This is a genomic window from Staphylococcus sp. HMSC063F05, assembly GCF_001837075.1.
Classification (GTDB): Bacteria; Bacillota; Bacilli; order Staphylococcales; family Staphylococcaceae; genus Staphylococcus; species Staphylococcus epidermidis.
In genome coordinates this window covers 79,150-103,427 of sequence record NZ_KV831334.1, presented here as the reverse complement: position 1 = coordinate 103,427, position 24,278 = coordinate 79,150, and the positions used below count along the sequence as shown (strand labels likewise).

Here is a 24,278-nt window from a genome sequence, read left to right as displayed (position 1 = left end):
TTGTCCACTTAACTTGTGTTCATCAGCCATTTAAATAAAATCATATATTGTTAAATTTTTAAAATCAGATTGCTCTAAACTCCCGACCGTTACACCTATTAATCGAATCGGAATCTCTGGATCTTTTAAGTCGTTATATAAAGTATATGCAATATTATAGATATCAGTTTCAGTACGAATAGGATCTCTCAAACTTTTTTGCTTTGAGATTGTTTCATATTGATAGGTCTTTATTTTTACAGTGACTGTTTTACCTGATTTTTGAATTTTATTTAAACGTTCTGCTGTTTTTCCTGAAAGCTCTCTTATTTTTCTTAAAATAACATCATCATCGTTAACATCTGTAGAAAATGTTCTTTCAGTCCCAACAGATTTACGAACTCTACTCGCCTTTACTTCATTATGGTCTATACCTCGAGCTTTATTATACAAACCTCGTCCTCTTTTACCGAATAAACGTATTAATTCAAATTCATCTTTATTATATAAATCTTGACCTGTATATATATGATGTTGATGCATTTTTTTCTTCGAAGCTTTGCCTACCCCTGGGAAATCTCCAATATCTAATTGCATTAATATTTCATGTACATTATTGTAATCAATTACTGTCAAACCATTTGGCTTGTTCATACCACTCGCTAACTTTGCTAAAAACTTATTATAAGACACGCCAGCTGACGCAGTTAAACGTGTTACTTCGTATATATCTCTGCGAATATAATTTGCAATGGTTGATGCTGGTAAATCCGGTCTCACTAAATGTGTAATATCTAAATAAGCTTCATCTAAAGACATGGGTTCTACTAATTCTGTATAACTTCTGAATATTTTCATGATTTGACCAGATACCTCTCTATAAGCATCAAAACGGCTTGTTACATAATATCCATTGGGGCACAGCTTATGTGCTTGAGTCATAGGCATAGCAGAGTGAACACCATAAGCTCTTGCTTCGTATGATGCCGTAGAAACTACGCCTCGATGACTCGCTTTACCGCCAACGATGACAGGTTTTCCTTTTAGTTTAGGATTATCTCTCATTTCAACTTGAGCAAAAAAATAGTCCATATCTATATGAATAATTCTTCTTTCAGTCATCGACTCACCTCACTATGTCTTCCAAATAATAGCTTTATATTATTATACGCCATCCTTTCTATCTTTACATGTATTGTGCACATGGTAATATTTGTATTGTTTATTTAATTAATGTAATAACAAAAAATAGGACTACAATTTTTAGAATAAATTCATAGTCCTATCCTTTTCTACATAAGTAGTTATGTGAATGTAGTTGCATATTTGAATGAGATTTTTTATTACGATTGAAACGAGTTGAAAAATAAGAAATGAAATTTTTAAATCAATTATCAACTTTGATATATACACTTGTCACTATAATTAGTGATTATTCATAATAGGTTTGAGTAGGCTTTTGATGATAAAGATACAAACCTTCTCCATAGGTTTGTATATATTTGAATTTGCTTTGTAATGCCAATGCTACTAAAAACACATCTATCATACAATAACTTGTATGTATACTAAACATAAAGATTAAAGAAGAGAAGGAATATATTTGAATAAGTGCTAGTAAGGTCGCACTTATGATAACAAGTGGTGCTATCATGATAATTGTAAATTGCCACCGATGAAAACAAGTCTGAGAGAACTGTACAATAATTTTGTTTTTATCATATTTTAAAGATGGTTTTTCACCTTTAGAAAATATAATGAACAAAATACGATGAATAAACTCGTGCAAAATAACTAGTACTGCGAAACCTACAAATCCAAAAATAAGATTCATGACAAGATTTTGTTCAATGATATGCGTTGTTTGATATGCCCATTTATAAGTAAATAGTATTGTAAATAGCGCCAATACAATTTGCAACAGAACAAATCGTTGGATTTGAAATTTGTTGCCTGATAAATCTATTTTATGCACATTCACCCCTCCAGTTCTCTATTTTCAAAAACAGTATACAATTTTTATTATAGCTAAAAAAGACCTTTTTCAATAAAGTAAGTTGCTTGTAATACAATCTTAACAATCACTTCAAAATAACAATGAATTGACTTCAATTAAATTCACTCTTCGTCTTTACGTACAAATAATGCTACAGTCTCAATATGAGTTGTTTGTGGGAACATATCAACTGGTGTAATTTCTACTAACTCGTATTGTTCAGCCAATATTTGCGCATCTCTTAGTTGCGTTGAAGGGTTACATGATATATAAACAATCCTTTTCGGATTTAATTTTAAAAGAGTAGTTAAGAAAGTTTCATCGCATCCTTTTCTAGGTGGATCTACCATGACTACGTCTGGTTTAATCCCTTGTGATTTCCATGTTAAGATAACATCTTCTGCTTTTCCACATTCGAAAGTCGTATTTTTTAGTTGGTTTTTAGTCGCATTGTCTTCCGCATCTTTTATGGCTTGCGGAACAACTTCTACACCATAAACATGTTTGGCTAGTGGTGCCATATATAGACCAATCGTTCCTATACCACAATACGTATCCAATACTATTTCTTTTCCTGTTAATTGAGCATAATTCAGAGCTTGCTGATAAAGTATTTCAGTTTGTGCTGAGTTAATTTGGTAAAATGATAAATCAGAAATATGATAAGTTACTTCACTTAATTGGTCTTCAATTTTATCTTTACCATATAAAGTCATTGATTGACGCCCCATTATAACATTAGAATGGCTATTGTTTATATTCTGTTTAATACTTGTTATATTTGGAAATTCTTTTTTTAGCTTGTTTACTAATAGTTCTGATTGTTTAAATGTTGCTCCATTTGTAACAAAGATAACCATCATTTCATCGGTATGATAACCAGTCCTTACTACTAAATGACGTATTAAACCTGTTTTTGTTTTTTCGTTATATATAGATATATTTAATTCATTGAGCCAGTACTTCACTCGATTCATTACTTCTTGATGTTGTTTATCTTGTATAAGACAACTATCCATATCTATAATGTCATGGCTACGCTGTCTATAGAATCCCATTATAACTTGATTCGAGTTACTTTGACCTACAGGAATTTGAGATTTATTACGGTAACGCCAGGGATTGACCATGCCAATAGTTTCCTTTATAGCCGTATTCTCAAAAGGGCCTTTTCTATGAAAAAGATTAACTACTTGTTCTTTTTTCATATCCAATTGTGCTCTATATGTCATATGTTGTAATTGACAACCACCACACTTTGCATAATAAATACAAGGTGGTGTCACTCTATCATCACTTTCACTTATGACCTCTATCAATTTTCCTATAGCAAAATTCTTTTTCACTTTAATTAATTTAAATTTAATTTCTTCATCAATTAAAGCATTAGGAATAAAAATTGGATATCGATCAACTTTAACAACACCGTGTCCCTCATGAGTTAAATCAATAACCTTTCCCGTTTTAACTTCATTTTTCTTAATTGTTTCCAATTTTTTCCCTCCCACATACAAAAAGGTTAGGAATATAATGTGTGGCATTCCTAACCTTAAATTTGATGTCGTAATAATTTTATTGCTTATCAGGCGTAATATCAGGTATCGTATCATTTTCTAATAGTTCTTCGTTAAATACATCTTTAGGTGTAAAAATTTCTATGTGCTGTTCTAAATTAAGGAAATTTGCAGGTAATTTCCCACCGTATTCACCATCAACATTAAGTTGCATATCAGTAAATGATGAAATATTAATAGACTTCGCTTTAGCATAAATGACTTTAGGATGCTTTGTATGCTCACCTCGAGACGCTAATGTCATAATATGACCCAATTCAGCAAGATTTGCTTTTTCTACAATAATTAATGTGAAATAACCATCGTCAAGCTTCGCATCTGGAACTAATTTTTCAAAGCCAGCCATTGAATTCGTTAAACCTAAAAGGAATAGTAAAGCTTCTCCTTGGAAGATGTTATCATCATATTCGATACGTACATCTACTGCTTTCATTTGAGGTAACATTTCAAATCCTTTAATGTAATACGCAAACGGTCCTACAATTGATTTCAACTTACTTGGTGTTTCATAAGATACTTGTGTTAGTTTCCCACCTGCAGCTAGGTTAATGAAATAACGATTATTCATCTTTCCAATATCTACCTTGGTTGTGTGACCATCAATGATTACATCAATCGCCCCCATTATATCGCTTGGTAAATGAAGTGCTCTTCCAAAGTCATTAACGGTTCCCATTGGTATTACACCTAATTTAGGCCGATTGGGTTGTTCGGCGATTCCGTTGACCACCTCATTTAACGTACCGTCACCTCCAGCTGCAATGAGTAAATCATATTCACTTTCTAGTGCTCTTTCAGCTTCAAAAGTAGCATCACCAATTTTTTCAGTTGCATATGCACTCGTTTCATAACCTGCTTTCTCAAGTTTAATCAGTGCATCTGGTAATACACGTTTAAAAAGTTCTTTTCCTGATGTTGGATTATATATAATTCTTGCACGTTTTCTCATAGTTAATCCCTCAAATTCATATACTCATTACTTATATTATATGATTTATACATCAGTTAAAAGTATTTATTTCCGATTTCTCTAAACTAATTGGTACTACAAAGGTAAAATATATGTAATTTTAAACATTAAGAAACTTAATACCTAAACTTTTTAAAAGTAATAAAAGCTTCTAACAAAGTTCATATCCTTTGTTAGAAGCTTAAAGTATTATGATTTCCGAATTAACGGTTATCTAATTCTTGTTTTAATAGGCTATTAACTTTTTGTGGGTTAGCTTGACCTTTAGAAGCTTTCATAATTTGGCCCACTAAGAATCCCATAGCTTTACCTTTACCATTTTTATAATCTTCTATTGATTGTGGATTATTATCTAATGCATCAGTTACAAATTTAAGTAGTGTTGCTTCATCAGAAATTTGTACTAAACCTTTATCTTCCATAATTTGTTTAGCATCTCCACCATTTTCAGCTAGTTCTGGAAAGACTTTTTTAGCGATTTTACTACTCATTGTTCCGTCTTCTATTAATTTAATCATACCAGCTAAATTTTCAGGTGTTAGTTGCGTATCTTTTAATTCAACTTGATTTTTATTAAGATACTCGTTAACACCTCCCATTAACCAGTTGGAAGTAAGTTTAACATCTGCACCATGGTCAATTGCGCCTTCAAAGAAATCAGACATTTCTTTAGTTAATGTTAATACATGCGCATCATATTCTGGAAGTCCAAGATCATTTACGTATTTAGCTTTACGTTCATCTGGCAATTCTGGAATTGTTTCTCTCACACGTGCTTTCCAATCTTCATCTACATATAATGGTACAATATCTGGTTCTGGGAAATATCTATAATCATCTGAACCTTCTTTCACACGCATTAAAATTGTTTTACCAGTAGATTCATCAAATCGACGTGTTTCTTGACCAATCTCTCCACCATTTAATAATTCTTCTTCTTGACGTTTCTCTTCATATTCTAAACCTTTTTTAACGTAGTTAAATGAGTTAAGGTTTTTCAATTCAGTTTTTGTACCAAATTCCTTTTGACCATATGGACGAAGTGAAATATTAGCATCACAACGTAGGGATCCCTCTTCCATTTTACAATCAGATACACCTGTATATTGAATGATTGAACGTAGTTTTTCTAGGTAAGCATATGCTTCTTTAGGTGAACGAATATCGGGTTCAGATACAATTTCAATTAATGGCGTACCTTGACGGTTTAAGTCTACTAGAGAATAACCATCTTTATGTGTTGATTTACCTGCATCTTCTTCCATATGAAGACGTGTAATACCGATACGTTTTGTTTCTCCATCAACTTCAATATCAATATAGCCATTTTCTCCAATAGGTTGATCAAACTGAGAAATTTGATATGCTTTTGGATTATCTGGATAGAAATAGTTTTTACGATCAAATTTTGAATTTGTAGCAATATCCATATTTAATGCCATTGAAGCTCTCATTGCCCAATCTACTGCACGTCTATTAACTACTGGTAATACACCTGGATAAGCTAAGTCGATAACATTTGTATTTGAATTTGGTTCAGCTCCAAAATGTGCGGGTGATGGAGAGAACATTTTTGAGTCCGTTTTTAACTCAACATGAACTTCAAGTCCGATTACTGTTTCAAAATGCATGATTTCCACTCCTTATAAATTTTCGTATGCGTCATGTAAGTTGTATTGTGTTTCAAATTGATAAGCGACACGATATAACGTTTTTTCATCAAAAGGTTTACCAATTATTTGTAAACCAATTGGGCGTCCGTTTGATTGTCCACAAGGAACTGAAATACCAGGCAAACCGGCAAGATTAACTGGTGTAGTTAATAAGTCATTCGCATACATTGTTAAAGGATCATCAATTTCTTCGCCAATATTAAATGCTGTTGTAGGTGCTGTCGGTCCAACCACAACATCATAAGATTCAAATACTTTGTCAAAATCATTTTTAATTAACGTTCTAACTTTTTGAGATTTTTTATAGTATGCATCGTAATAGCCTGAGCTTAAAGCAAAAGTACCTAAGAAGATACGTCTTTTGACTTCTTCACCAAAGCCTTCCGATCTAGACATTTTATATAATTCTTCTAACGATTGTGCTTCTTTAGAATGATATCCATATCTAATACCATCAAATCGCGCTAAGTTTGCTGAAGCCTCTGATGACGCAATAACATAATATGATGGAATACCATATTTTGTATTTGGTAATGAGACTTCGTCAACTTCAGCACCAAGTGATTTTAACGTTTCAACCGCTTCTTTTACAGAAGTCTTCACTTCTTCACTTACACCCTCACCTAAATATTCTTTAGGTAAGGCAATTTTAAGACCTTTAATATCTTTACCAATATCAGAAGTAAAATCCACATCATCAACAGGTGCGCTTGTAGAATCATTTGCATCTACACCGGAAATTGCTTCAAGTACTAATGCGTTATCTTTAACATTACGCGTGATTGGTCCAATTTGATCTAAAGAAGAAGCAAATGCAACTAAACCGAAACGTGATACACGACCATAAGTCGGTTTCATACCAACAACGCCACAATAAGATGCAGGTTGTCTAATAGAACCACCAGTGTCTGATCCTAAACTAAAAGGAACTAAACCTGCTGCAACCGCTGCTGCAGAACCACCTGAAGATCCTCCTGGTACTGCTGTGTGATCGAAAGGATTTAATGTTTTCTTAAAATATGAAGTCTCTGTAGAGCCACCCATTGCAAACTCATCCATGTTTAATTTACCAATTAAAACCGCGTTTTCATCATGTAGTTTGTTCATTACAGTTGATTCATAAATAGGTACAAATCCCTCTAACATTTTACTTGCACATGTAGTTTCTACATCTTTTGTGATGATATTATCTTTGATTCCCATAGGAATTCCAAATAGTTTACCATCCATTTGATCTTTAGCTTGTAATTCATCTAATTCTTCGGCTTTTTTTATTGCATTTTCTTTATCTAAAGCTAAGAATGACTTGATTGTTGGATCAGTTTCTTCAATAGCTGCGTATATATCTTTTACTACATCAGAAGGTTTAATTTCTTTATTTTTGATTAATTCAGTTAATTTTTCGATAGATTCAAAACGAATACTCATCTTAAGCGTCCTCCCCATTCATGATGGATGGCACTTTAAATTGACCATCTTCTGTTTCTTTCGCATTTTTCAATGCTAATTCTTGAGGAATGCCCTCGATTGCTTTATCGTCACGTAATACGTTTTGTAAATCTAATACGTGATAAGTTGGCTCAATACCTTCTGTATCGGCACTATCATTTTGTTTCGCAAAATCTAAAATACTTTCTAAAGTATTAGCCATTTCTTCTGTTTCTTCAGGAGAAATTTGAAGTCTAGCTAAATTAGCAATATGTTCAACTTCTTCACGTGTTACTTTAGTCATTAAATAAAAGCCTCCTTAATACTCATTCATCACCAAATTGTATCAAATTTCGAACCAAAAATCTAAATATTTATGAATAAGTTACTCAAAATAAACACTTGATATTAAGGTGTTTAATGAACTTTTACATATGAATTCCCTTAATTGTCATCTCTATGTTTTAAAATGATAGATGAATTAAAGTTTAATTCTAACAATAATTTTATACATATTTATGCAATAGATATTAATTAATTATAAGACACACCTAGAGTTAAAAACCTTTTATCAAAGACTTTTTATACTACCATTAAAATTTTTACTTTTCTGAACATTTAGTTACATTGTATAATGTTACATGTATCTTATATCATTATTTAATAAAGGGAGTGTTAATTATGTTTACATTAGGTACAGCTCTCAGTAATCAAATTGATGCAAATTGGCAGACTTACGTTATGATTATTGTCTATTTCATAATCCTTCTAATTATTGGCTTCTATGGTTATCGACAAGCTACTGGAAACTTAAGTGAATTTATGTTGGGAGGGCGTAGTATCGGACCATATATCACAGCTTTATCAGCTGGTGCCTCTGATATGTCTGGATGGATGATTATGGGACTTCCAGGTTCAGTATACAGTACAGGTTTATCCGCCATTTGGATAACCATTGGATTAACCTTAGGTGCATACATTAATTATTTTGTTGTTGCTCCAAGACTACGTGTTTTTACTGAGATTGCGGGAGATTCTATTACACTCCCAGACTTTTTTAAAAATAGACTAGATGATAAGAAAAATATTATTAAAATTATTTCAGGATTGATTATTGTCGTATTTTTCACTCTATATACGCATTCAGGTTTCGTTTCTGGCGGAAAACTCTTTGAAAGTGCATTTGGATTAAACTATCATGCAGGACTTTTGATAGTGGCTATTATAGTTATTTTTTACACTTTCTTTGGTGGCTATTTAGCTGTATCAATTACTGATTTTTTTCAAGGTGTGATTATGCTTATTGCTATGGTAATGGTACCTATCGTTGCATTGCTTAAACTCAACGGTTGGGATACATTTCATGATATTGCTCAAATGAAACCTACAAACTTAGATTTATTTAGAGGAACCACCGTTTTAGGCATTGTTTCATTATTCTCATGGGGACTCGGATATTTTGGTCAACCACATATTATAGTAAGATTTATGTCTATCAAATCACATAAATTACTACCAAAAGCCAGACGTCTGGGAATAAGTTGGATGGCAGTCGGTCTATTAGGAGCGATTGGTGTGGGATTAACAGGAATTTCATTTATATCTGAAAGACATATTAAATTAGAAGATCCTGAAACACTATTTATTGTGATGAGTCAAATATTATTTCATCCGCTTGTAGGTGGATTTTTATTAGCAGCCATCCTTGCTGCAATAATGAGTACTATCTCTTCACAATTACTAGTAACATCAAGTTCTTTAACTGAAGATTTCTATAAACTAATCAGAGGTTCAGATAAAGCATCATCACACCAAAAAGAGTTTGTTTTGATTGGACGCTTATCAGTTTTACTTGTTGCGATAGTTGCTATTACGATTGCTTGGCATCCAAATGATACAATACTAAATTTAGTTGGTAATGCTTGGGCTGGTTTTGGAGCTGCATTTAGTCCTTTAGTACTCTACTCTTTATATTGGAAAGATTTAACACGTGCAGGAGCTATTAGCGGAATGGTAGCTGGTGCTGTAGTTGTTATTGTTTGGATTTCTTGGATAAAACCCTTGGCTACAATCAATGCATTCTTTGGTATGTATGAAATCATTCCAGGTTTCATAGTTAGTGTATTGATTACGTACATCGTAAGTAAATTAACAAAAAAGCCTGATGATTATGTTATTGAAAATCTTAATAAAGTTAAACGCATCGTTAAAGAATAAATGTACAATTATCAGACTATATCAACATTATAATAATGATTAATAAAATAACAATTATAACTATAATTTAAATATTTCTCTAATATACAGTATCAATTTATTTTATTCACCTAAGAAAATAGCTATGAAGAAATCTATCAATATAAATTTCTTCATAGCTAATTTTTTTATTTAAATTTATTGACGGCTTGAAAAATGAGTCAAAATCATCAATAACATCAAATTGCAATTATATTCCTTTGGTAATGGATTGACCATTAAACTTAATTCGAATTCTATCCTATTCTTTTCTATACAATGAAACGGGTGTCATACATCATCTGTAACTAATTATGATAGATATGAACTTGTGGTTCCTTATCGTCTTTAGTTTTACTAATGAGAGCACGTGGAGTATTTCCATCTTTGATTCTAATTTCATACTCATCTAGTTTATCAAAATATTTTTCGGCTTGCTCTGTAACATATTGTGTAATACCTATCGTTTCTGCCTGTCCGTAATAATCTATAGGCAAATCAACTGTAAGTTGTTTAGCTTTTTTATTTACGAATTTAACCTTACCAACTGCTTGGGTGAAGTTTGAAAAATACGATTGCAAATTATCATTAAACTGTTTAAAGTTATTATTCAGCGTTTCATCATAATCAGCTGCAGTTGACGAAGGAATTAAGGCTGCTTTTTCATTAATATTATCCCATGAATTAATTTTAGTTTTACCCTCTTCAACCGTAGTACCAACTATAAATTCACCTGGTGTAATGGAATCTTGACTTGATTGTTTATAGATAGCAAAATGAATAGGAATATCTTTCAAATCACTATTCTCACGTAAACGAGAGAGCATTTCACTAGCCATCTGTTTACCTTGGTTTTCAATCTCTTTATCAGATAAATCTTTACTAAATGTTTCGCCATCTTTCTCTTTTTTGTAATAATAAACACTATTCATGGCTAAACCAATTGTCATCCCTTTTATATTTTTACCTTTAGAATCACTATTTCCATAAAAATCCTGCTCGAGTATATTTGAAAGATAGGCTGGAGAATTTTCGGCTATTTTCTCTTCATCTGTTTCACCATTGTGAGATGGATTGAGTCCAAGATTCTCATTAGCATTTTTGCTTTTCTTTTCTTTTTCGCTCATCTTGTCAATTTCTTTTTTCGTATACTTCGGATCTAAGTATGCATTAATCGTTTTTTTATCTAAATATTGTCCATCTTGATATAAATACTTATTTGTTGGAAAGATTTCTTTACTTAATTCTAGTAAACCACTTTCAAAATCTTCTCCATTATAACCATTTGCCATATTATCTTGTAATAATCCACGAGCCTGGCTTTCTTTGAAGGGTAATATAGTCCTATAGTTATCACCTTGAACTTTTTTATCAGTCGCTATTTGTTTCACTTGATTTTTATTATGGTTATCCTTATGTTCACTTTGTTCTTTATCTGATGAAGTTTGTTTATGTCCATCTCCGCAAGCCGTTAATAATAACAGTATCGACATGAGTAAAAATATTGTTCGCTTCATTCACGTACTCCTCTAATTATTAGATTCCATTTTGTTTTTCAATAAATGCTGCTTCAGTCCAAATTTCAGTACCATACTTCTCAGCTTTGGCTAATTTAGACCCTGCATCTGCTCCAGCTATGACAATATCAGTACTTTTAGTCACGCTGTTTGTAACTTTAGCACCTTGCATTTTCAACCATTCAGATGCTTCATTTCTCGTCATTTGCTCGAGTTTCCCTGTTAATACAATTGTTTTCCCACTAAAATCAGGATGACCTTCAATTTCAGTTGTTTTAATTCCTTTATAAGACATATTAACATTTTTATTACTTAATTTTTCAATTAATGAACGAATATCACTATTTTCGAGATATGTTACAACAGATTGTGCAAGTTTATCTCCAATATCTTGAATTTCAATTAATTCACTTTCAGTTACTTTAAAAAGTTGATCCATCGTTTCATATCGCTCAGCAAGTACTTGACTAGCTTTTACACCTAAATGTCTAATACCAAGTCCAAATAATAAATGTTCTAATGACTGTTCTTTAGATTTTTCTATTGCTAATAAAAGATTATCAACTTTCTTCTTTCCCATTCTCTCTAATGGTAATAAATCTTCTTCTTTCAAATAGAAAATATCTGCGACATCTTTGATTAACTGATTTTCGTATAGCTGATGAATAATTTTAGTACCTAAGCCATCTATATTCATCGCTTGTCTTGAAACGAAATGTATAAGTCCTTCAATAAGCTGTGCCTGACATTTTGGATTAATACAACGTAAAGCAACTTCTCCTTCAATACGAACTAATTCATGTCCACAACTAGGACAATGTGTTGGCATATGATAAATTTCCGATTCGTTAGGTCGTCTATCTAAAATACTTTTTACAACTTCAGGGATGATGTCCCCGGCTTTTTTAATAACAACACTATCTCCGATACGTATATCTCTTTCATGTATTAAATCTTCATTATGAAGTGAGGCTCTTGAAACTGTAGTGCCAGCTACTTTTACAGGTTCTAGAATTGCAGTTGGTGTCACAACACCCGTACGCCCAATACTTAGCTCAATATCCAATAATTTTGTAATAACTTCTTCAGCTGGAAATTTATAAGCAATCGCCCATCTTGGAGATTTTTGCGTATAACCCATTTCCTCTTGTTGAGATAAATCGTTAACTTTTATAACAATACCATCAATATCGTATGATAAAGAGCCTCTTTTGCTTGTCCATTTCTCTATATAATTAAGTACGCCTTCAATATCTGATACTCGTTCACGTTCTTGGTTAGTTTTAAAACCTAATTGGTCCAATTCCTCTAGCGCTTCACTTTGCGTTGTTGCATTAAACTCGGTTAGGTCATTCACACTATATAAGAAGACGCTTAACTTTCTTTTCGCAGCTAGTTTAGAGTCAAGTTGTCTTAAAGAGCCTGCAGCAGCGTTTCGTGGATTTGCAAAAGGTTGTTCACCATTTTGTTCTTTTTCATTATTCAAATGAATGAATGAACGACGTGGCATATAAGCTTCCCCACGGACCTCAAAATTGAGAGGTTCTTTAATTTTTAGTGGTATAGCATGTATAGTTCTTAGATTTTCAGTTATATCCTCACCTGTCGTACCGTCACCACGTGTAAGTCCTTGAACAAAACGACCATTTTCATATTTGAGCGAAACAGCCAAACCATCTATTTTAAGTTCACACATGTATTCGACCTTACCAATACTATCACGAATACGTTGATCAAATTTTCTTAAATCTTCTTCATTAAACGCATTACCTAAACTTAACATAGGCGTGTCGTGATTTACTTTTTCAAAAGAAGACTGAGCTTCGCCACCCACACGCACTGTTGGAGAGTCTGTCGATTTGAATTCTGGATATTTTTCTTCAATTTCAATCAGCTCATGTAATAACTTATCATACTCACTGTCAGGCACTGAGGGGTTATCTTGTACATAATATTCATAACTATATTGATTCAATAAGTCATGTAATTTTTCCACACGCTTTTTAACATCTTGCATCCCCTATGAGTCCTCCTTCTTTGTTATTGGTGCGAACTGAGCTAATAATCGTTTTGGGCCTTCTGATTTAAATATAATATCCAACTCTACAGATCCATTTTTTTCATTCACGTTACTAACCATCCCTTCACCCCATGCTTTATGCATAACTTTATCTCCTACTTTCCAATCAGATGATGAAACTTGTTTTTTAGTTGACGTAGTACGCTTACTAAAACCTCTTTTAGGTTGAGATTTTGGAGATATAGTTTGTCTTTTTTGACCGGTATGACTATCAAGTAGGTCTTCTGGGATTTCTTTTAAAAATCGAGATGGCATATTGGATTGAGAACGACCAAACAACATTCTGGTCGTTGCATTTGTGATATAAAGCAACTCTTCTGCTCGTGTAATTGCTACATAACAAATACGACGTTCCTCTTCCATTTCATGATCATCTTCACTTTTTATTGCTCTGATATGTGGGAACAACGACTCTTCCATTCCCATAATAAAAACTATAGGAAATTCAAGACCTTTTGCTGAATGCATTGTCATCAATGTTACACCATTCTGTGTATCTGCTTCGTCAATATCAGCAACTAATGATAAATCTGTTAGAAAATTAATAAGTGATTGTTCCTCTAAAGGAGTATTTTCCTCATAATCTTTAGGTACAGACATAAATTCATCTAAGTTTTCTAATCGACTTCGTGATTCAATACTTTGTTCTCGATCAAGCATGTCTCTATAGCCTGATTTTTGTAGTACTTCATCTACGATTTCACTAATTTCGAGAAATTCTTGTTCTTTGATTAAATTTTGAATCATTTCATAAAAACTGATACATTCTTGAGTTACCTTTTTAGAGAGACCTATAAAATCTACCTCAGCCAATGCGTCAAACATACTTATATTATTTTGAAGTGCATAGGTTTGGATTTTTTCAACAGATGAAGGTCCAATACCACGTTTAGGGACGTTAATAATACGTTGCAAACTAATATCATCATTGCTATTAGCAATAACTCTTAAATAACTAAGTAAATCTTTAATTTCTTTACGGTCATAGAACTTTTGACCTCCAACCATTGTATAAGGAATATTTGATTTCATAAATGTTTCCTCAAGTACACGTGATTGGGCATTTGTTCTATATAATATAGCCATTTCACTATATTTTTTACCACTGCGTTGATGCTTCATTATTTCTTTAACAACGTATTCTGCTTCATCTCTTTCAGTCATAGCTTCATAATACTGAATTTTGTCTCCTCCAGAATTTGCAGTCCATAGACCTTTAGGTTTACGTTCAGAATTATGTTTTATAACTTCATTTGCAGCATTTAAAATATTCTTAGTTGAACGATAGTTCTGTTCGAGGAAAATTGTCTTTGCCTCAGGATAGTCCTCTTCAAAAGATAAAATATTTTGTATATCAGCTCCTCTCCAACCATAAATAGATTGGTCAGAATCACCAACAACACATAAATTTTTAAATTTGTTTGCTAATAGTTTTACTAAGGTATATTGTGCTTTATTGGTATCTTGATACTCATCTACATGTATATATTGAAATTTATTTTGATAGTATTCTAGAGTTTCGGGTACACGTTCAAATAAATTAATAGTTGTCATAATTAAATCATCAAAGTCGAGTGCTTCATTACGTGATAACTGTCTTTGATAACCTTTGTAAACCGTTGCAACCATTTGAGAGTGAAAATCATTCGCCTCTTTTTGAGCATCCTCAGGTGTTTTTAATTCATTTTTCAAATTGCTAATTGCACCAATAAACATACGTGGCTCAAATCGTTTACTGTCTATATTTTCACTTTTCAATACATCTTTAATCACTGATTTTTGATCGGTAGGATCAATGATAGTGAAATTTCTTTCAATGCCAATACGATCAGCATCTCTTCTCAGAATTCTTACACACATAGAGTGAAAAGTGGACATCCAAATTACTTGTGCTTCTTCTCCCACAAGATGTTCGACACGCGCCTTCATTTCTTTAGCTGCTTTATTTGTAAACGTAATAGCTAAAATATTATAAGGTGATACATCTTTTTCATCTAATAAATACGCAATGCGATGTGTTAACACACGTGTCTTTCCTGATCCAGCACCTGCCATAATAAGCAATGGTCCTTCTGTTGTTCTAACCGCTTCACTTTGCTCTGAATTCATATTTTTTACTAGCGCATTCATTTATTAGACTCCTTTATCTTTACAGTTTTTAATGCTTTTTTAATGTCGTTATATATAATATCGCCGACAACAATGGTATCCGCAATGTTAGACATTTCGTTAGCTTTGTCAATGTTTGTTATACCACCGCCATAAAATAATTGCGTATGTTGAAGCATATTTGCAATCGCTTTAACCTTATCAACATCTCCATATGTGCCACTATATTCTACGTACATGATTGGAAATCGATATAATTCTTCTGCCATTTGTGCATATGCTTCGACATCCTCTATATCTAATTGAGTATAAGCTTTGGTAATTTTTGCAACTTTACTATTTGCGTTTAGAACGACATATCCCTCGAAAAAAACTTCATCAAAATTAATCACATGTCCATATTTTTTAAGGGCTTCTAGTAAAATTTCGTTATGATATTTTGTATCCTTACTATTCATGACTGTTGGAATAAAATAGAAATCAAAACCAGGCATCACACTTTCTACATTCGAAACTTCTAAGACAAGTGGTAACGGATAACGTCTTACTCTACTCATTAAATGAATAACATTATCTTCTGTTACATCATCTGTCCCACCAATAATTATTGCATCAGTGTTAGACATACACAGTGCCTCTAAATTTTCATCCGAAATTGATTTAGCCGGATCTAATTTAAACATATGTTTCCACTTGGTTATGTCGTACATTTTATGAAACTCCTTTATTTAACATACCCTAAATTATAGCATTTTTAAGTTCTAAGTTCTAAAGACTAAATAAGTTAATCATATATGATTTTAAGTCATATTTAATTTAACATATGCTTTAAGCAAAAATGACTATACTGCTACTAAATTCAATAACTAGATACTGTGTGAATTCGTTATAATAAATCAGATAGAATGCTTAAATTAATTATCTTTAAAAATTTAGCTTCATTAAAAAATAGCTTTGAAAGATTTCAATAAATCTTTCAAAGCTATTAATGTATTAAATGAAACACTGAAATCATACGAAAGTATATGCATTCTTATGCCTTTGTTTCAATATTTAGTCTATCCAAAATCATTGTATAAGCATCATTACCCCATTGTAACGAACGCTTTACTCTAGAAATCGTTGCAGTTGATGCACCAGATTCTTCTTCAATAGTTGCATAAGTATAACCTTGCTTAATCATTTTAGCAACTTGAAGTCTCTGAGATAATGACTGTATTTCATTTACAGTACATAAATCATCGAAAAACTGATAACATTCTTCTCTGTTTTCTAGTGCTAAGATCGCATCAAATAGTTCATCTAATGACTGACCTCTTAATTTTTCAATTTGCATCTCGAACAACCCCTATACAAATATTCTCTCATTATTTTAACTTACTAATTCGTTAAAGTGTAGTAGTTTCATGAAAAATGTATAGGAAATTAGAATCATTTGTCTTGTATTAAATTTGATTTAATTAAGATAAACCAGCACGTGCGAATATAGTGTCAACCTGATTAAGATGATGTTTAGGATCGAAGCAATCATCTAATTCTTCACTTGATAGAACGTCAGTTATAGATGAATCTTGTTCAATTAGCTCTCTAAATGGTGTTTTTGTTTCCCAAGATTCCATTGCTTTAGGTTGAACTTTATCATAAGCTTCTTCACGTACCATGCCTTTATTAATTAATGCTAGTAGTACACGTTGTGAGAAGATTAAACCATACGTTTTATCAATATTATTTCTCATATTATCTTCATAAACTGTTAGTCGATCAACAATATTCGTAAATCGATTAAGTGCATAATCTAGTGCAATTGTAACATCTGGTAACATGATACGTTCTGCAGAAGAATGAGAGATATCTCTTTCATGCCATAAAGGAATATTCTCATATGCAGTAGTAATATATCCTCGAATCACACGAGATATACCTGTAATATTTTCAGAACCGATTGGATTTCTTTTATGTGGCATAGCTGATGATCCTTTTTGTCCTTTTGCAAATGCCTCTTCGACTTCTCTAGTTTCAGTTTTTTGTAAATTACGAATTTCTACTGCAAATTTTTCCATTGATGTAGCAATCAGTGCTAATGTAGCAATGTAATAAGCATGACGATCTCTTTGTAATGTTTGAGTAGAAACTGCTGCAGTGTCTATTCCTAAATGTTCACATACGTAAGCCTCAATTTCAGGTGGAATATTGGCAAATGTTCCTACCGCTCCACTCATTTTCCCTACTTCTATTTCTTTACGCACTTCTTTAAAACGCTTAAGATTACGTTTCATTTCAGTATACCAAAGAGCCATTTTTACGCCAAAAGTCGTAGGCTCAGCATGAACTCCATGTGTACGCCCCATCATCAATGTATATTGATATTTTTTAGCTTTGGCAGCTAATACATCTATAAATCTTTCTAAATCTTTTTCAAGGATTTCGTTCGCCTGTTTAATTACATAACTTAAGGCAGTGTCAACTACATCAGTGGAAGTTAATCCATAGTGTACCCACTTACGTTCATCACCTAAAGTTTCAGAAACTTGGCGTGTAAATGCAACTACATCGTGTCGTGTTTCTTGTTCAATTTCTTTAGCGCGTTCAACATTTACCTTGGCATTTTCACGAATTTTTTTTACATCTTCTTTAGGAATATAACCTAACTCACTCCATGCTTCACACGCTAGAATTTCTACTTCTAACCATGCTTCATAGCGATTTTGGTCCGTCCAAATACTAGACATTTCATCTCTTGAATAACGTTCTATCATTCTTTGTAAACTCCTATCGTATGTATTATAGCTCCTACAAAAACTGTACATTATCACATTTTTTATAAGAAAAGTTCGTTTCTAAGCTTTCATCTATAGTTTAACAGAACTTGATTAAAATGTATAAGTGTTTATCTAGTTATTACTATTTTATTTGAATCAATCTAGAAACACAATCTGGTAAAAACTATAGTTAGATGTAAGATAATGCTTTATTTAATTTTTAGTATAAAATTTCCGATTCGTTTCGCCTGTAAAATTTCTAGAGTAACTCATTTCAGTTGAATTACCAAGTGTCTAAAAGCAATTTATATAAGACCGGCATTAACATTATTATCAGTAATCAATGCATAAAAATACCTAGGACAATAGTGAGTGTCCTAGGCTTTATCATTCTATAGTTAATCATATTTATTGGATTAAAGCACCTACAAATATAATATCCTGTTTTAAAATCTCTATACTGCCATCTTTATTCTCTTTATAAACTGGTTTCTCAATACGACGTATTGGCATAAACCCTTCTTTTTTCATTCTGTCGAGACAATCTGCAATTGTTTCTTTATCTTCAACTCTAAACTTTTTGCTCATTTGAGCTACCACCTACTATTTCTTCGTGATCTACTACAACTTCCAGTTGTTCTGGTTCATAAGCTTTCAGTTTACGTTTACGTACACCCTTAACCCAGAATCCTCCGTGAATATTTCTTGGTTCATACGCTATAATAAATGCCTTGGGATCTAAGTTCTTGACAGTATCCATTAACTTTAATTCATATTTTCTTGGTGTTAATATTTGCATTACCATTCGACTTCCATCTCTACCAAATGCTTCGTAGTGGGTTACACCATACCCTAAATTTCTTAATTCATTTGGTAAATCTAACTCATATTCCGATGAAGTAACATTGACAACTGTATAACCTAACGCAAGTTTTTCCTCGATTTTCATTCCTACTATAATACCGACTGAGAATCCTAATGCATAAGCAAAAATATTTTGGATTTGGTCTAGGCTAGACATTACTAACCCTAAACCAACAACATAAACTAAGACTTCCATAAAACTAACTACTGCTGCAACATAACGATAACCTTTCAAAGTCAATATCGTTCTCATTGTTAAAAATGTGACATAACATACATTAATTATAAAAATTGCTAAGACCATTAACCATGGATTTTGAGCAATTGCTGACATATTATTCCTCTTTTCTTACTTTTAAATCCAGATTATTTTATCAGTCGCCAATCATTTTGTCACTTATAAATTTTCATTTGTTATATTTAGGCCATGAATATCGTGTATAAGCAAGTTCACGCTTATGTGCATTTCTAACATAATGTTTTTCGATTGTTTCACGAGCAGTTGCAGGAATTTCTTTACCTTCTAAATAATCATCAATATCATGATAAGATACGCCTAGTGCTTCCTCGTCTGGTAACTGAGGTTTATCATCTTCTAAATCAGCTGTTGGCACTTTTTCATAAAGGTGTTTAGGTGCTCCTAGATAAGCTAGTAATTGTTTACCTTGTCTTTTATTTAACCCAAAGATAGGCGCAATGTCCGCAGCACCATCTCCATATTTAGTGTAAAATCCTGTAATATTTTCGGCAGAGTGATCAGTTCCTAAAACTATACCTTGAGTATTAGAAGCAATTGAAAATTGAACTTTCATTCGTTCACGTGCTTTTTCATTACCCTTTTGAAAATCAGTAAGTTTGATGCCTGCTTCACTAAGTGATTGAACACTCTGATCAACTGCTGGTTTAATATTAACTGTATATGTTGTGTCAGGATTAATAAACTCAAGTGCATCTTCTACTTCATGAGCGTCTTGTTGCACACCATAAGGTAATTTCACTGCTATAAATTTACAGTTACGTCCCTCTTCTTTCAATTCATTTACTGCTAATTGTGCTAACTTACCTGTTAGAGTAGAGTCTTGACCACCTGATATTCCAAGAACAAGAGTTTGTATAAATGAATGTGATTTTACATACGCTTTAATAAATTGCTTAATTTCCTGGATTTCCTCTACACTGTCAATTTGTTTTTTTACTTTCATTTCATTAACCACAACATCTTGCAATCTACTCATTTTCATCCTCCATCTCTTTAACGTGTTCAGCAACTTCAAAAATACGCTTATGCTTATTTTCCCAACATTTAGTGCTTAAATCTACTGGATAATCTTGCGGGTTAAGATATCGTTTATTTTCTTCCCATAAAATACTTAAATTATTTTTAAGATAGTCCTGAGCTTCATATTCATCTGGAAGATGGTATACAAGTTTGCCATTTTCAAATATAGATTGATGTAGATTAACCGCTTTAAATGATTTAATAAACTTCATTTTGTAAGTGTGAACAGGATGGAACATTTTCAATGGAGATTCGTCATTAGGATTTTCACCTTCTAGCGTAATATAGTCGCCCTCAGCCTTGCCTGTTTTATTATTAATAATACGATAAACATTTTTTTTGCCTGGTGTAGTAACTTTCTCAGCATTATTTGATAATTTAATGCGATCACTCATTGTGCCATCATCTGTTTCAATAGAAACCAATTTATAAACTGCACCTAAGGCTGGTTGATCATATCCTGTAATCAGTTTTGTACCTACTCCCCATCCGTCAACTTTAGCGCCTTGTGCTTTTAAACTTGTAATAGTCTGCTCATCCAAATCATTTGATGCGATAATTTTAGCTTCTGTAAAACCAGCCTCATCTAACATTCTACGAGCTTCTTTAGATAGGTACGCAATATCACCAGAATCTAATCTGATACCTATAAAATTAATAGTATCTCCTAACTCTTTTGCAACCTTAATTGCGGTTGGTACTCCTGATTTTAAAGTATGAAAAGTATCAACTAAGAACACACAATTTTTATGTCGCTCAGCATACTTTTTGAATGCTATATACTCATCACCATATGTTTGTACTAGTGCGTGTGCATGTGTGCCAGATACAGGTATATTAAAAAGTTTTCCTGCTCTAACATTACTTGTAGAATCAAACCCTCCAATAAAGGCTGCTCTAGCGCCCCACAGTGCAGCATCGATCTCTTGAGCTCTTCTTGTACCAAATTCCATCAAAGTGTCATGAGTTGCTATTTGACGAATTCGGCTGGCTTTAGTTGCAATTAATGTTTGGAAATTAATGATATTTAACAAAATAGTTTCAATAAGTTGCGCTTGGATTAAAGGTGCTTCAACTCTTAATAATGGCTCATTACCAAAACAAATTTCACCTTCTTGCATAGATTTAATATTCCCTGTAAATTTCAAATCTTTTAGGTAATTTAGAAAATCTTCTTCATAACCTATCGATTTTAAATATGTGATATCTTCATTTGTAAACCCAAAGTTTTCGATGAAATTCACAACGCGTTTCAATCCGTTGAATACCGCATATCCACTATTAAATGGCATTTTTCGAAAATACAAATCAAACACTGCTATTCTTTCATGGATACCATCATTCCAGTAGCTTTCAGCCATATTAATTTGATATAAATCATTGTGTAACATTAAGCTATCGTCGTTATATTGGTACACTTTAACCTCTCCAATCGACTTAAATATTTACAATTATTTTATCATAATTCATATATAGTAGGTACTTGCATGTTTGATTTACATTTATTTCCTAATAAATTCTAATATAGTGTCGACAAATTTATGACAATTACCTATATTATTCAAGAAACAGTATATGCTCACGTATAATGACAATTGAGGTGTTTTAAATGCTAATAGATAAAGCAAGATCATTTATTCAGACCATGTATAGCGAATTAAAATATAATACTAATGAAATTGAAAATAGAATGAAAGAGATTGAGCAAGAAATTAACTTGACTGGTAGTTACACACATACTTATGAAGAATTATCTTACGGTGCAAAAATGGCATGGAGAAACTCAAATCGTTGTATTGGTAGACTGTTTTGGAATTCTTTAAATGTTAAAGATGCCCGAGATGTATGTGACGAAAAAGAATTTATAAAATTTATACATACACATATTAAAGAAGCTACTAACGGCGGAAAAATCAAACCATATATTACAATTTTTAGTCCTGAAGATACACCTAAAATTTATAATAATCAGTTGATTCGTTATGCTGGTTATGAAAATGTTGGCGATCCATCTGAAAAAAAGGTTACTCGTTTAGCTGAACATCTAGGTTGGAAAGATAAAGGTTCAAATTTTGATATTTTACCTCTGATTTATCAATTGCCTAACGACACTATAAAAATACACGAACTTCCAAATGATATTGTAAAAGAAGTTTCTATACATCATGAACACTATCCCAAGCTTTCAAAATTAGGTTTAAAATGGTATGCGGTACCTATTATTTCAAATATGGATTTAAAAATCGGTGGTATTACTTACCCTACAGCACCTTTTAATGGATGGTATATGGTAACCGAAATTGCTGTACGTAATTTCACAGACACCTATCGTTATAATCTTTTAGAAAAAGTTGCAGAAGCTTTTGAATTTGATACACTTAAAAATAATTCATTTAATAAAGATCGAGCACTCGTAGAGTTAAATCATGCTGTGTATCATTCATTTAAAGCTGATGGTGTTTCTATTGTTGACCACTTAACTGCAGCGAAGCAATTTGAAATGTTTGAACGAAATGAACATCAACAAAACAGAAATGTTACTGGTAAGTGGTCTTGGCTGGCACCTCCACTTTCACCAACTTTAACTTCTAACTATCATCATGGATATGATAATACAATGCATCATACGAATTTCTTCTATAAAAAAGAAGAACCTATGAAGTGCCCTTTCCATTAATTTAAACGAGGTGGCATAATGCATTTATATTATCTAGGACCTAAAGGAACTTTTTCATATCTAGCCGCTAAGCAATTTGAATCACATGAACAGTATGACTTCATTCCATTATCTAACTTGCATGAAGTCATTCAATCCGTATCTAAAGATAAACAGGCTGTCGGAATTGTCCCTATTGAAAACTCTATTGAAGGTACTATTAACATTGTCGCTGATTCATTAGCACATCATGATGTATACGCACATGGTGAAATTCAACTAGATATAGATTTTTCACTTTACGGTCATCATTCAAATTCACTTGATGATATTCATAAAGTATATTCAATTGCTCCAGCAATCAGTCAAACAATAAACTACATTCATCGTCAACAGTTTGACTATGATTATGTAGATAGCACTATTCAAAGCCTTAACATGATAAAAGATGGTATTGGAGCAATAGCTCCTCTTGGGAGTGGGGAAACTTATGGCTACCATACTTTAGATCAACATATACAAGATTACCCTCATAATGTAACTAGATTTTTAGTAGTGAAAAATCATACTCATTTTATTGAACATCCAAACACAACTATCTTCCTTATCACGCCTAAGTATGATAAGCCAGGACTTTTAGCTAGTGTTTTAAATACTTTTACTTTATTCAACATAAATTTATCGTGGATTGAATCTAGACCACTTAAAACTCAATTAGGTATGTATCATTTTTATGTTCAAGCCGATACTGCTATAAATAATGATGTGAATAAAATTATTTCAATTTTAGAGACTTTGGATTTTCAAGTTAAAATTATCGGCGCTTTTAATAAGAAAAACTAACTTTACATGAATTGTAAAAATTCTTGTGAATACAATATTTTTTATAATTTCATAAAATAAGAGGCCGGGACATAATTCCTAGAAAATAGCCAGTAAATGAGTTTTTGTAAATTCATTTACTGGCTTCTTTATTTACAATACTTTGTATTGTTGGCTTGCTTTCTTATGAGACAGCTTCAGCCTATATAAGTCTTCAGCTTGTCCTATTCCCTCATGAGTCTCGCCAAAATACTTTGCTCTTATATGTAATTTCACATTGAAATACTCTAAAAAAATAAGGCACTTTCGTATAATTTAATAAACATCACTAAACTAA

The 24,278-nt window shown here is 32.3% G+C and carries 20 protein-coding genes; 3 read left to right on the top strand and 17 right to left on the bottom strand.

Going from position 1 to position 24,278, the window contains the following annotated elements; all coding sequences use genetic code 11:
* Positions 1-30: 30 nt before the first annotated feature.
* The 7 genes from dinB to gatC all read right to left on the bottom strand — a co-directional run bounded on the left by dinB (position 31) and on the right by gatC (position 7,924).
* Positions 31-1,101: a DNA polymerase IV gene (gene dinB / locus HMPREF2576_RS05495; protein WP_002477592.1), complete on the bottom strand. Its 1,071-nt coding sequence runs from the start codon at positions 1,099-1,101 to the stop codon at positions 31-33.
* Between the two features lie 310 nt (positions 1,102-1,411).
* Positions 1,412-1,954: a DUF3267 domain-containing protein gene (locus HMPREF2576_RS05490; RefSeq protein WP_001830365.1), complete on the bottom strand. Its 543-nt coding sequence runs from the start codon at positions 1,952-1,954 to the stop codon at positions 1,412-1,414.
* A 143-nt stretch (positions 1,955-2,097) separates the two neighbouring features.
* Positions 2,098-3,468 carry a 23S rRNA (uracil(1939)-C(5))-methyltransferase RlmD gene (gene rlmD, locus HMPREF2576_RS05485; protein WP_070856227.1) on the bottom strand — a complete coding sequence of 457 codons (1,371 nt, stop codon included), beginning with the start codon at positions 3,466-3,468 and terminating at the stop codon, positions 2,098-2,100.
* Between the two features lie 79 nt (positions 3,469-3,547).
* Positions 3,548-4,498 carry a diacylglycerol kinase gene (locus HMPREF2576_RS05480; RefSeq protein ID WP_002473921.1) on the bottom strand — a complete coding sequence of 317 codons (951 nt, stop codon included), beginning with the start codon at positions 4,496-4,498 and terminating at the stop codon, positions 3,548-3,550.
* Between the two features lie 224 nt (positions 4,499-4,722).
* Positions 4,723-6,150 (bottom strand): Asp-tRNA(Asn)/Glu-tRNA(Gln) amidotransferase subunit GatB, encoded by a 1,428-nt coding sequence (gatB, locus tag HMPREF2576_RS05475; RefSeq protein WP_002457087.1) that lies wholly within the window; start codon positions 6,148-6,150, stop codon positions 4,723-4,725.
* Between the two features lie 12 nt (positions 6,151-6,162).
* Entirely contained in the window at positions 6,163-7,620 is a 1,458-nt protein-coding gene (gene gatA / locus HMPREF2576_RS05470; protein ID WP_002477590.1) for an Asp-tRNA(Asn)/Glu-tRNA(Gln) amidotransferase subunit GatA, read from the bottom strand.
* Between the two features lies 1 nt (position 7,621).
* Positions 7,622-7,924: an Asp-tRNA(Asn)/Glu-tRNA(Gln) amidotransferase subunit GatC gene (gene gatC / locus HMPREF2576_RS05465; protein ID WP_002457086.1), complete on the bottom strand. Its 303-nt coding sequence runs from the start codon at positions 7,922-7,924 to the stop codon at positions 7,622-7,624.
* Positions 7,925-8,301: 377 nt separating this feature from the next.
* Between gatC and putP the strand changes: the two genes are divergently transcribed.
* A complete protein-coding gene (gene putP, locus HMPREF2576_RS05460) occupies positions 8,302-9,837 on the top strand; it encodes a sodium/proline symporter PutP (RefSeq protein WP_070856225.1) in 1,536 nt (511 codons plus the stop codon).
* A gap of 326 nt (positions 9,838-10,163) precedes the next feature.
* Here the strand turns inward: putP and HMPREF2576_RS05455 are convergent, their stop codons facing one another.
* From HMPREF2576_RS05455 to HMPREF2576_RS05410, 10 genes are all read right to left on the bottom strand, one after another.
* The gene (locus HMPREF2576_RS05455; RefSeq protein ID WP_070856222.1) at positions 10,164-11,372 is read right to left on the bottom strand and encodes a CamS family sex pheromone protein; all 1,209 of its coding nucleotides are present in this window, start codon (positions 11,370-11,372) and stop codon (positions 10,164-10,166) included.
* A 19-nt stretch (positions 11,373-11,391) separates the two neighbouring features.
* A complete protein-coding gene (gene ligA, locus HMPREF2576_RS05450) occupies positions 11,392-13,389 on the bottom strand; it encodes an NAD-dependent DNA ligase LigA (protein ID WP_002440422.1) in 1,998 nt (665 codons plus the stop codon).
* A 3-nt stretch (positions 13,390-13,392) separates the two neighbouring features.
* The gene (gene pcrA / locus HMPREF2576_RS05445) at positions 13,393-15,582 is read right to left on the bottom strand and encodes a DNA helicase PcrA (protein ID WP_002457083.1); all 2,190 of its coding nucleotides are present in this window, start codon (positions 15,580-15,582) and stop codon (positions 13,393-13,395) included.
* Complete coding sequence (locus HMPREF2576_RS05440; protein ID WP_002474142.1) at positions 15,579-16,271, bottom strand: heptaprenylglyceryl phosphate synthase; 693 nt, start codon at positions 16,269-16,271, stop codon at positions 15,579-15,581. Before HMPREF2576_RS05440 ends, pcrA begins: the two co-directional genes overlap by 4 nt.
* A 323-nt stretch (positions 16,272-16,594) precedes the next feature.
* Positions 16,595-16,897, bottom strand: a complete 303-nt coding sequence (locus HMPREF2576_RS05435; RefSeq protein ID WP_001830443.1) for a YerC/YecD family TrpR-related protein — start codon at positions 16,895-16,897, stop codon at positions 16,595-16,597.
* Between the two features lie 124 nt (positions 16,898-17,021).
* Positions 17,022-18,317 (bottom strand): adenylosuccinate lyase, encoded by a 1,296-nt coding sequence (purB, locus tag HMPREF2576_RS05430; protein WP_002440416.1) that lies wholly within the window; start codon positions 18,315-18,317, stop codon positions 17,022-17,024.
* 411 nt (positions 18,318-18,728) lie between these two features.
* A complete protein-coding gene (locus HMPREF2576_RS05425; RefSeq protein WP_001830380.1) occupies positions 18,729-18,908 on the bottom strand; it encodes an NETI motif-containing protein in 180 nt (59 codons plus the stop codon).
* On the bottom strand, positions 18,892-19,518 hold the full coding sequence (locus HMPREF2576_RS05420; RefSeq protein ID WP_001830398.1) for a DUF2179 domain-containing protein: 627 nt from the start codon (positions 19,516-19,518) through the stop codon (positions 18,892-18,894). Before HMPREF2576_RS05420 ends, HMPREF2576_RS05425 begins: the two co-directional genes overlap by 17 nt.
* Positions 19,519-19,591: 73 nt before the next feature.
* A complete protein-coding gene (gene nadE / locus HMPREF2576_RS05415; protein ID WP_001832476.1) occupies positions 19,592-20,419 on the bottom strand; it encodes an ammonia-dependent NAD(+) synthetase in 828 nt (275 codons plus the stop codon).
* The gene (locus HMPREF2576_RS05410) at positions 20,412-21,881 is read right to left on the bottom strand and encodes a nicotinate phosphoribosyltransferase (protein WP_001830368.1); all 1,470 of its coding nucleotides are present in this window, start codon (positions 21,879-21,881) and stop codon (positions 20,412-20,414) included. The genes nadE and HMPREF2576_RS05410 overlap by 8 nt, the downstream gene beginning before the upstream one ends.
* A gap of 191 nt (positions 21,882-22,072) precedes the next feature.
* Here HMPREF2576_RS05410 and HMPREF2576_RS05405 point away from each other — a divergent pair, with 191 nt between their 5' ends.
* On the top strand, positions 22,073-23,140 hold the full coding sequence (locus HMPREF2576_RS05405) for a nitric oxide synthase oxygenase (RefSeq protein ID WP_070856219.1): 1,068 nt from the start codon (positions 22,073-22,075) through the stop codon (positions 23,138-23,140).
* Between the two features lie 18 nt (positions 23,141-23,158).
* The gene (locus HMPREF2576_RS05400) at positions 23,159-23,962 is read left to right on the top strand and encodes a chorismate mutase (protein WP_001830419.1); all 804 of its coding nucleotides are present in this window, start codon (positions 23,159-23,161) and stop codon (positions 23,960-23,962) included.
* Positions 23,963-24,278: the final 316 nt, after the last annotated feature.

Bases quoted from the DNA above. Each gene is read 5' to 3' on its own strand.
- purB (WP_002440416.1), bottom strand. From the start codon at position 18,317: ATGATAGAACGTTATTCAAGAGATGAAATGTCTAGTATTTGGACGGAC.
- HMPREF2576_RS05400 (WP_001830419.1), top strand. From the start codon at position 23,159: ATGCATTTATATTATCTAGGACCTAAAGGAACTTTTTCATATCTAGCC.
- HMPREF2576_RS05435 (WP_001830443.1), bottom strand. From the start codon at position 16,897: ATGCAAATTGAAAAATTAAGAGGTCAGTCATTAGATGAACTATTTGAT.
- gatA (WP_002477590.1), bottom strand. From the start codon at position 7,620: ATGAGTATTCGTTTTGAATCTATCGAAAAATTAACTGAATTAATCAAA.
- HMPREF2576_RS05420 (WP_001830398.1), bottom strand. From the start codon at position 19,518: ATGTCAGCAATTGCTCAAAATCCATGGTTAATGGTCTTAGCAATTTTT.
- gatC (WP_002457086.1), bottom strand. From the start codon at position 7,924: ATGACTAAAGTAACACGTGAAGAAGTTGAACATATTGCTAATTTAGCT.
- HMPREF2576_RS05425 (WP_001830380.1), bottom strand. From the start codon at position 18,908: ATGAGCAAAAAGTTTAGAGTTGAAGATAAAGAAACAATTGCAGATTGT.
- HMPREF2576_RS05405 (WP_070856219.1), top strand. From the start codon at position 22,073: ATGCTAATAGATAAAGCAAGATCATTTATTCAGACCATGTATAGCGAA.
- nadE (WP_001832476.1), bottom strand. From the start codon at position 20,419: ATGAGTAGATTGCAAGATGTTGTGGTTAATGAAATGAAAGTAAAAAAA.
- ligA (WP_002440422.1), bottom strand. From the start codon at position 13,389: ATGCAAGATGTTAAAAAGCGTGTGGAAAAATTACATGACTTATTGAAT.
- pcrA (WP_002457083.1), bottom strand. From the start codon at position 15,582: ATGAATGCGCTAGTAAAAAATATGAATTCAGAGCAAAGTGAAGCGGTT.
- gatB (WP_002457087.1), bottom strand. From the start codon at position 6,150: ATGCATTTTGAAACAGTAATCGGACTTGAAGTTCATGTTGAGTTAAAA.
- putP (WP_070856225.1), top strand. From the start codon at position 8,302: ATGTTTACATTAGGTACAGCTCTCAGTAATCAAATTGATGCAAATTGG.
- dinB (WP_002477592.1), bottom strand. From the start codon at position 1,101: ATGACTGAAAGAAGAATTATTCATATAGATATGGACTATTTTTTTGCT.
- HMPREF2576_RS05455 (WP_070856222.1), bottom strand. From the start codon at position 11,372: ATGAAGCGAACAATATTTTTACTCATGTCGATACTGTTATTATTAACG.
- HMPREF2576_RS05480 (WP_002473921.1), bottom strand. From the start codon at position 4,498: ATGAGAAAACGTGCAAGAATTATATATAATCCAACATCAGGAAAAGAA.
- HMPREF2576_RS05440 (WP_002474142.1), bottom strand. From the start codon at position 16,271: ATGTACGACATAACCAAGTGGAAACATATGTTTAAATTAGATCCGGCT.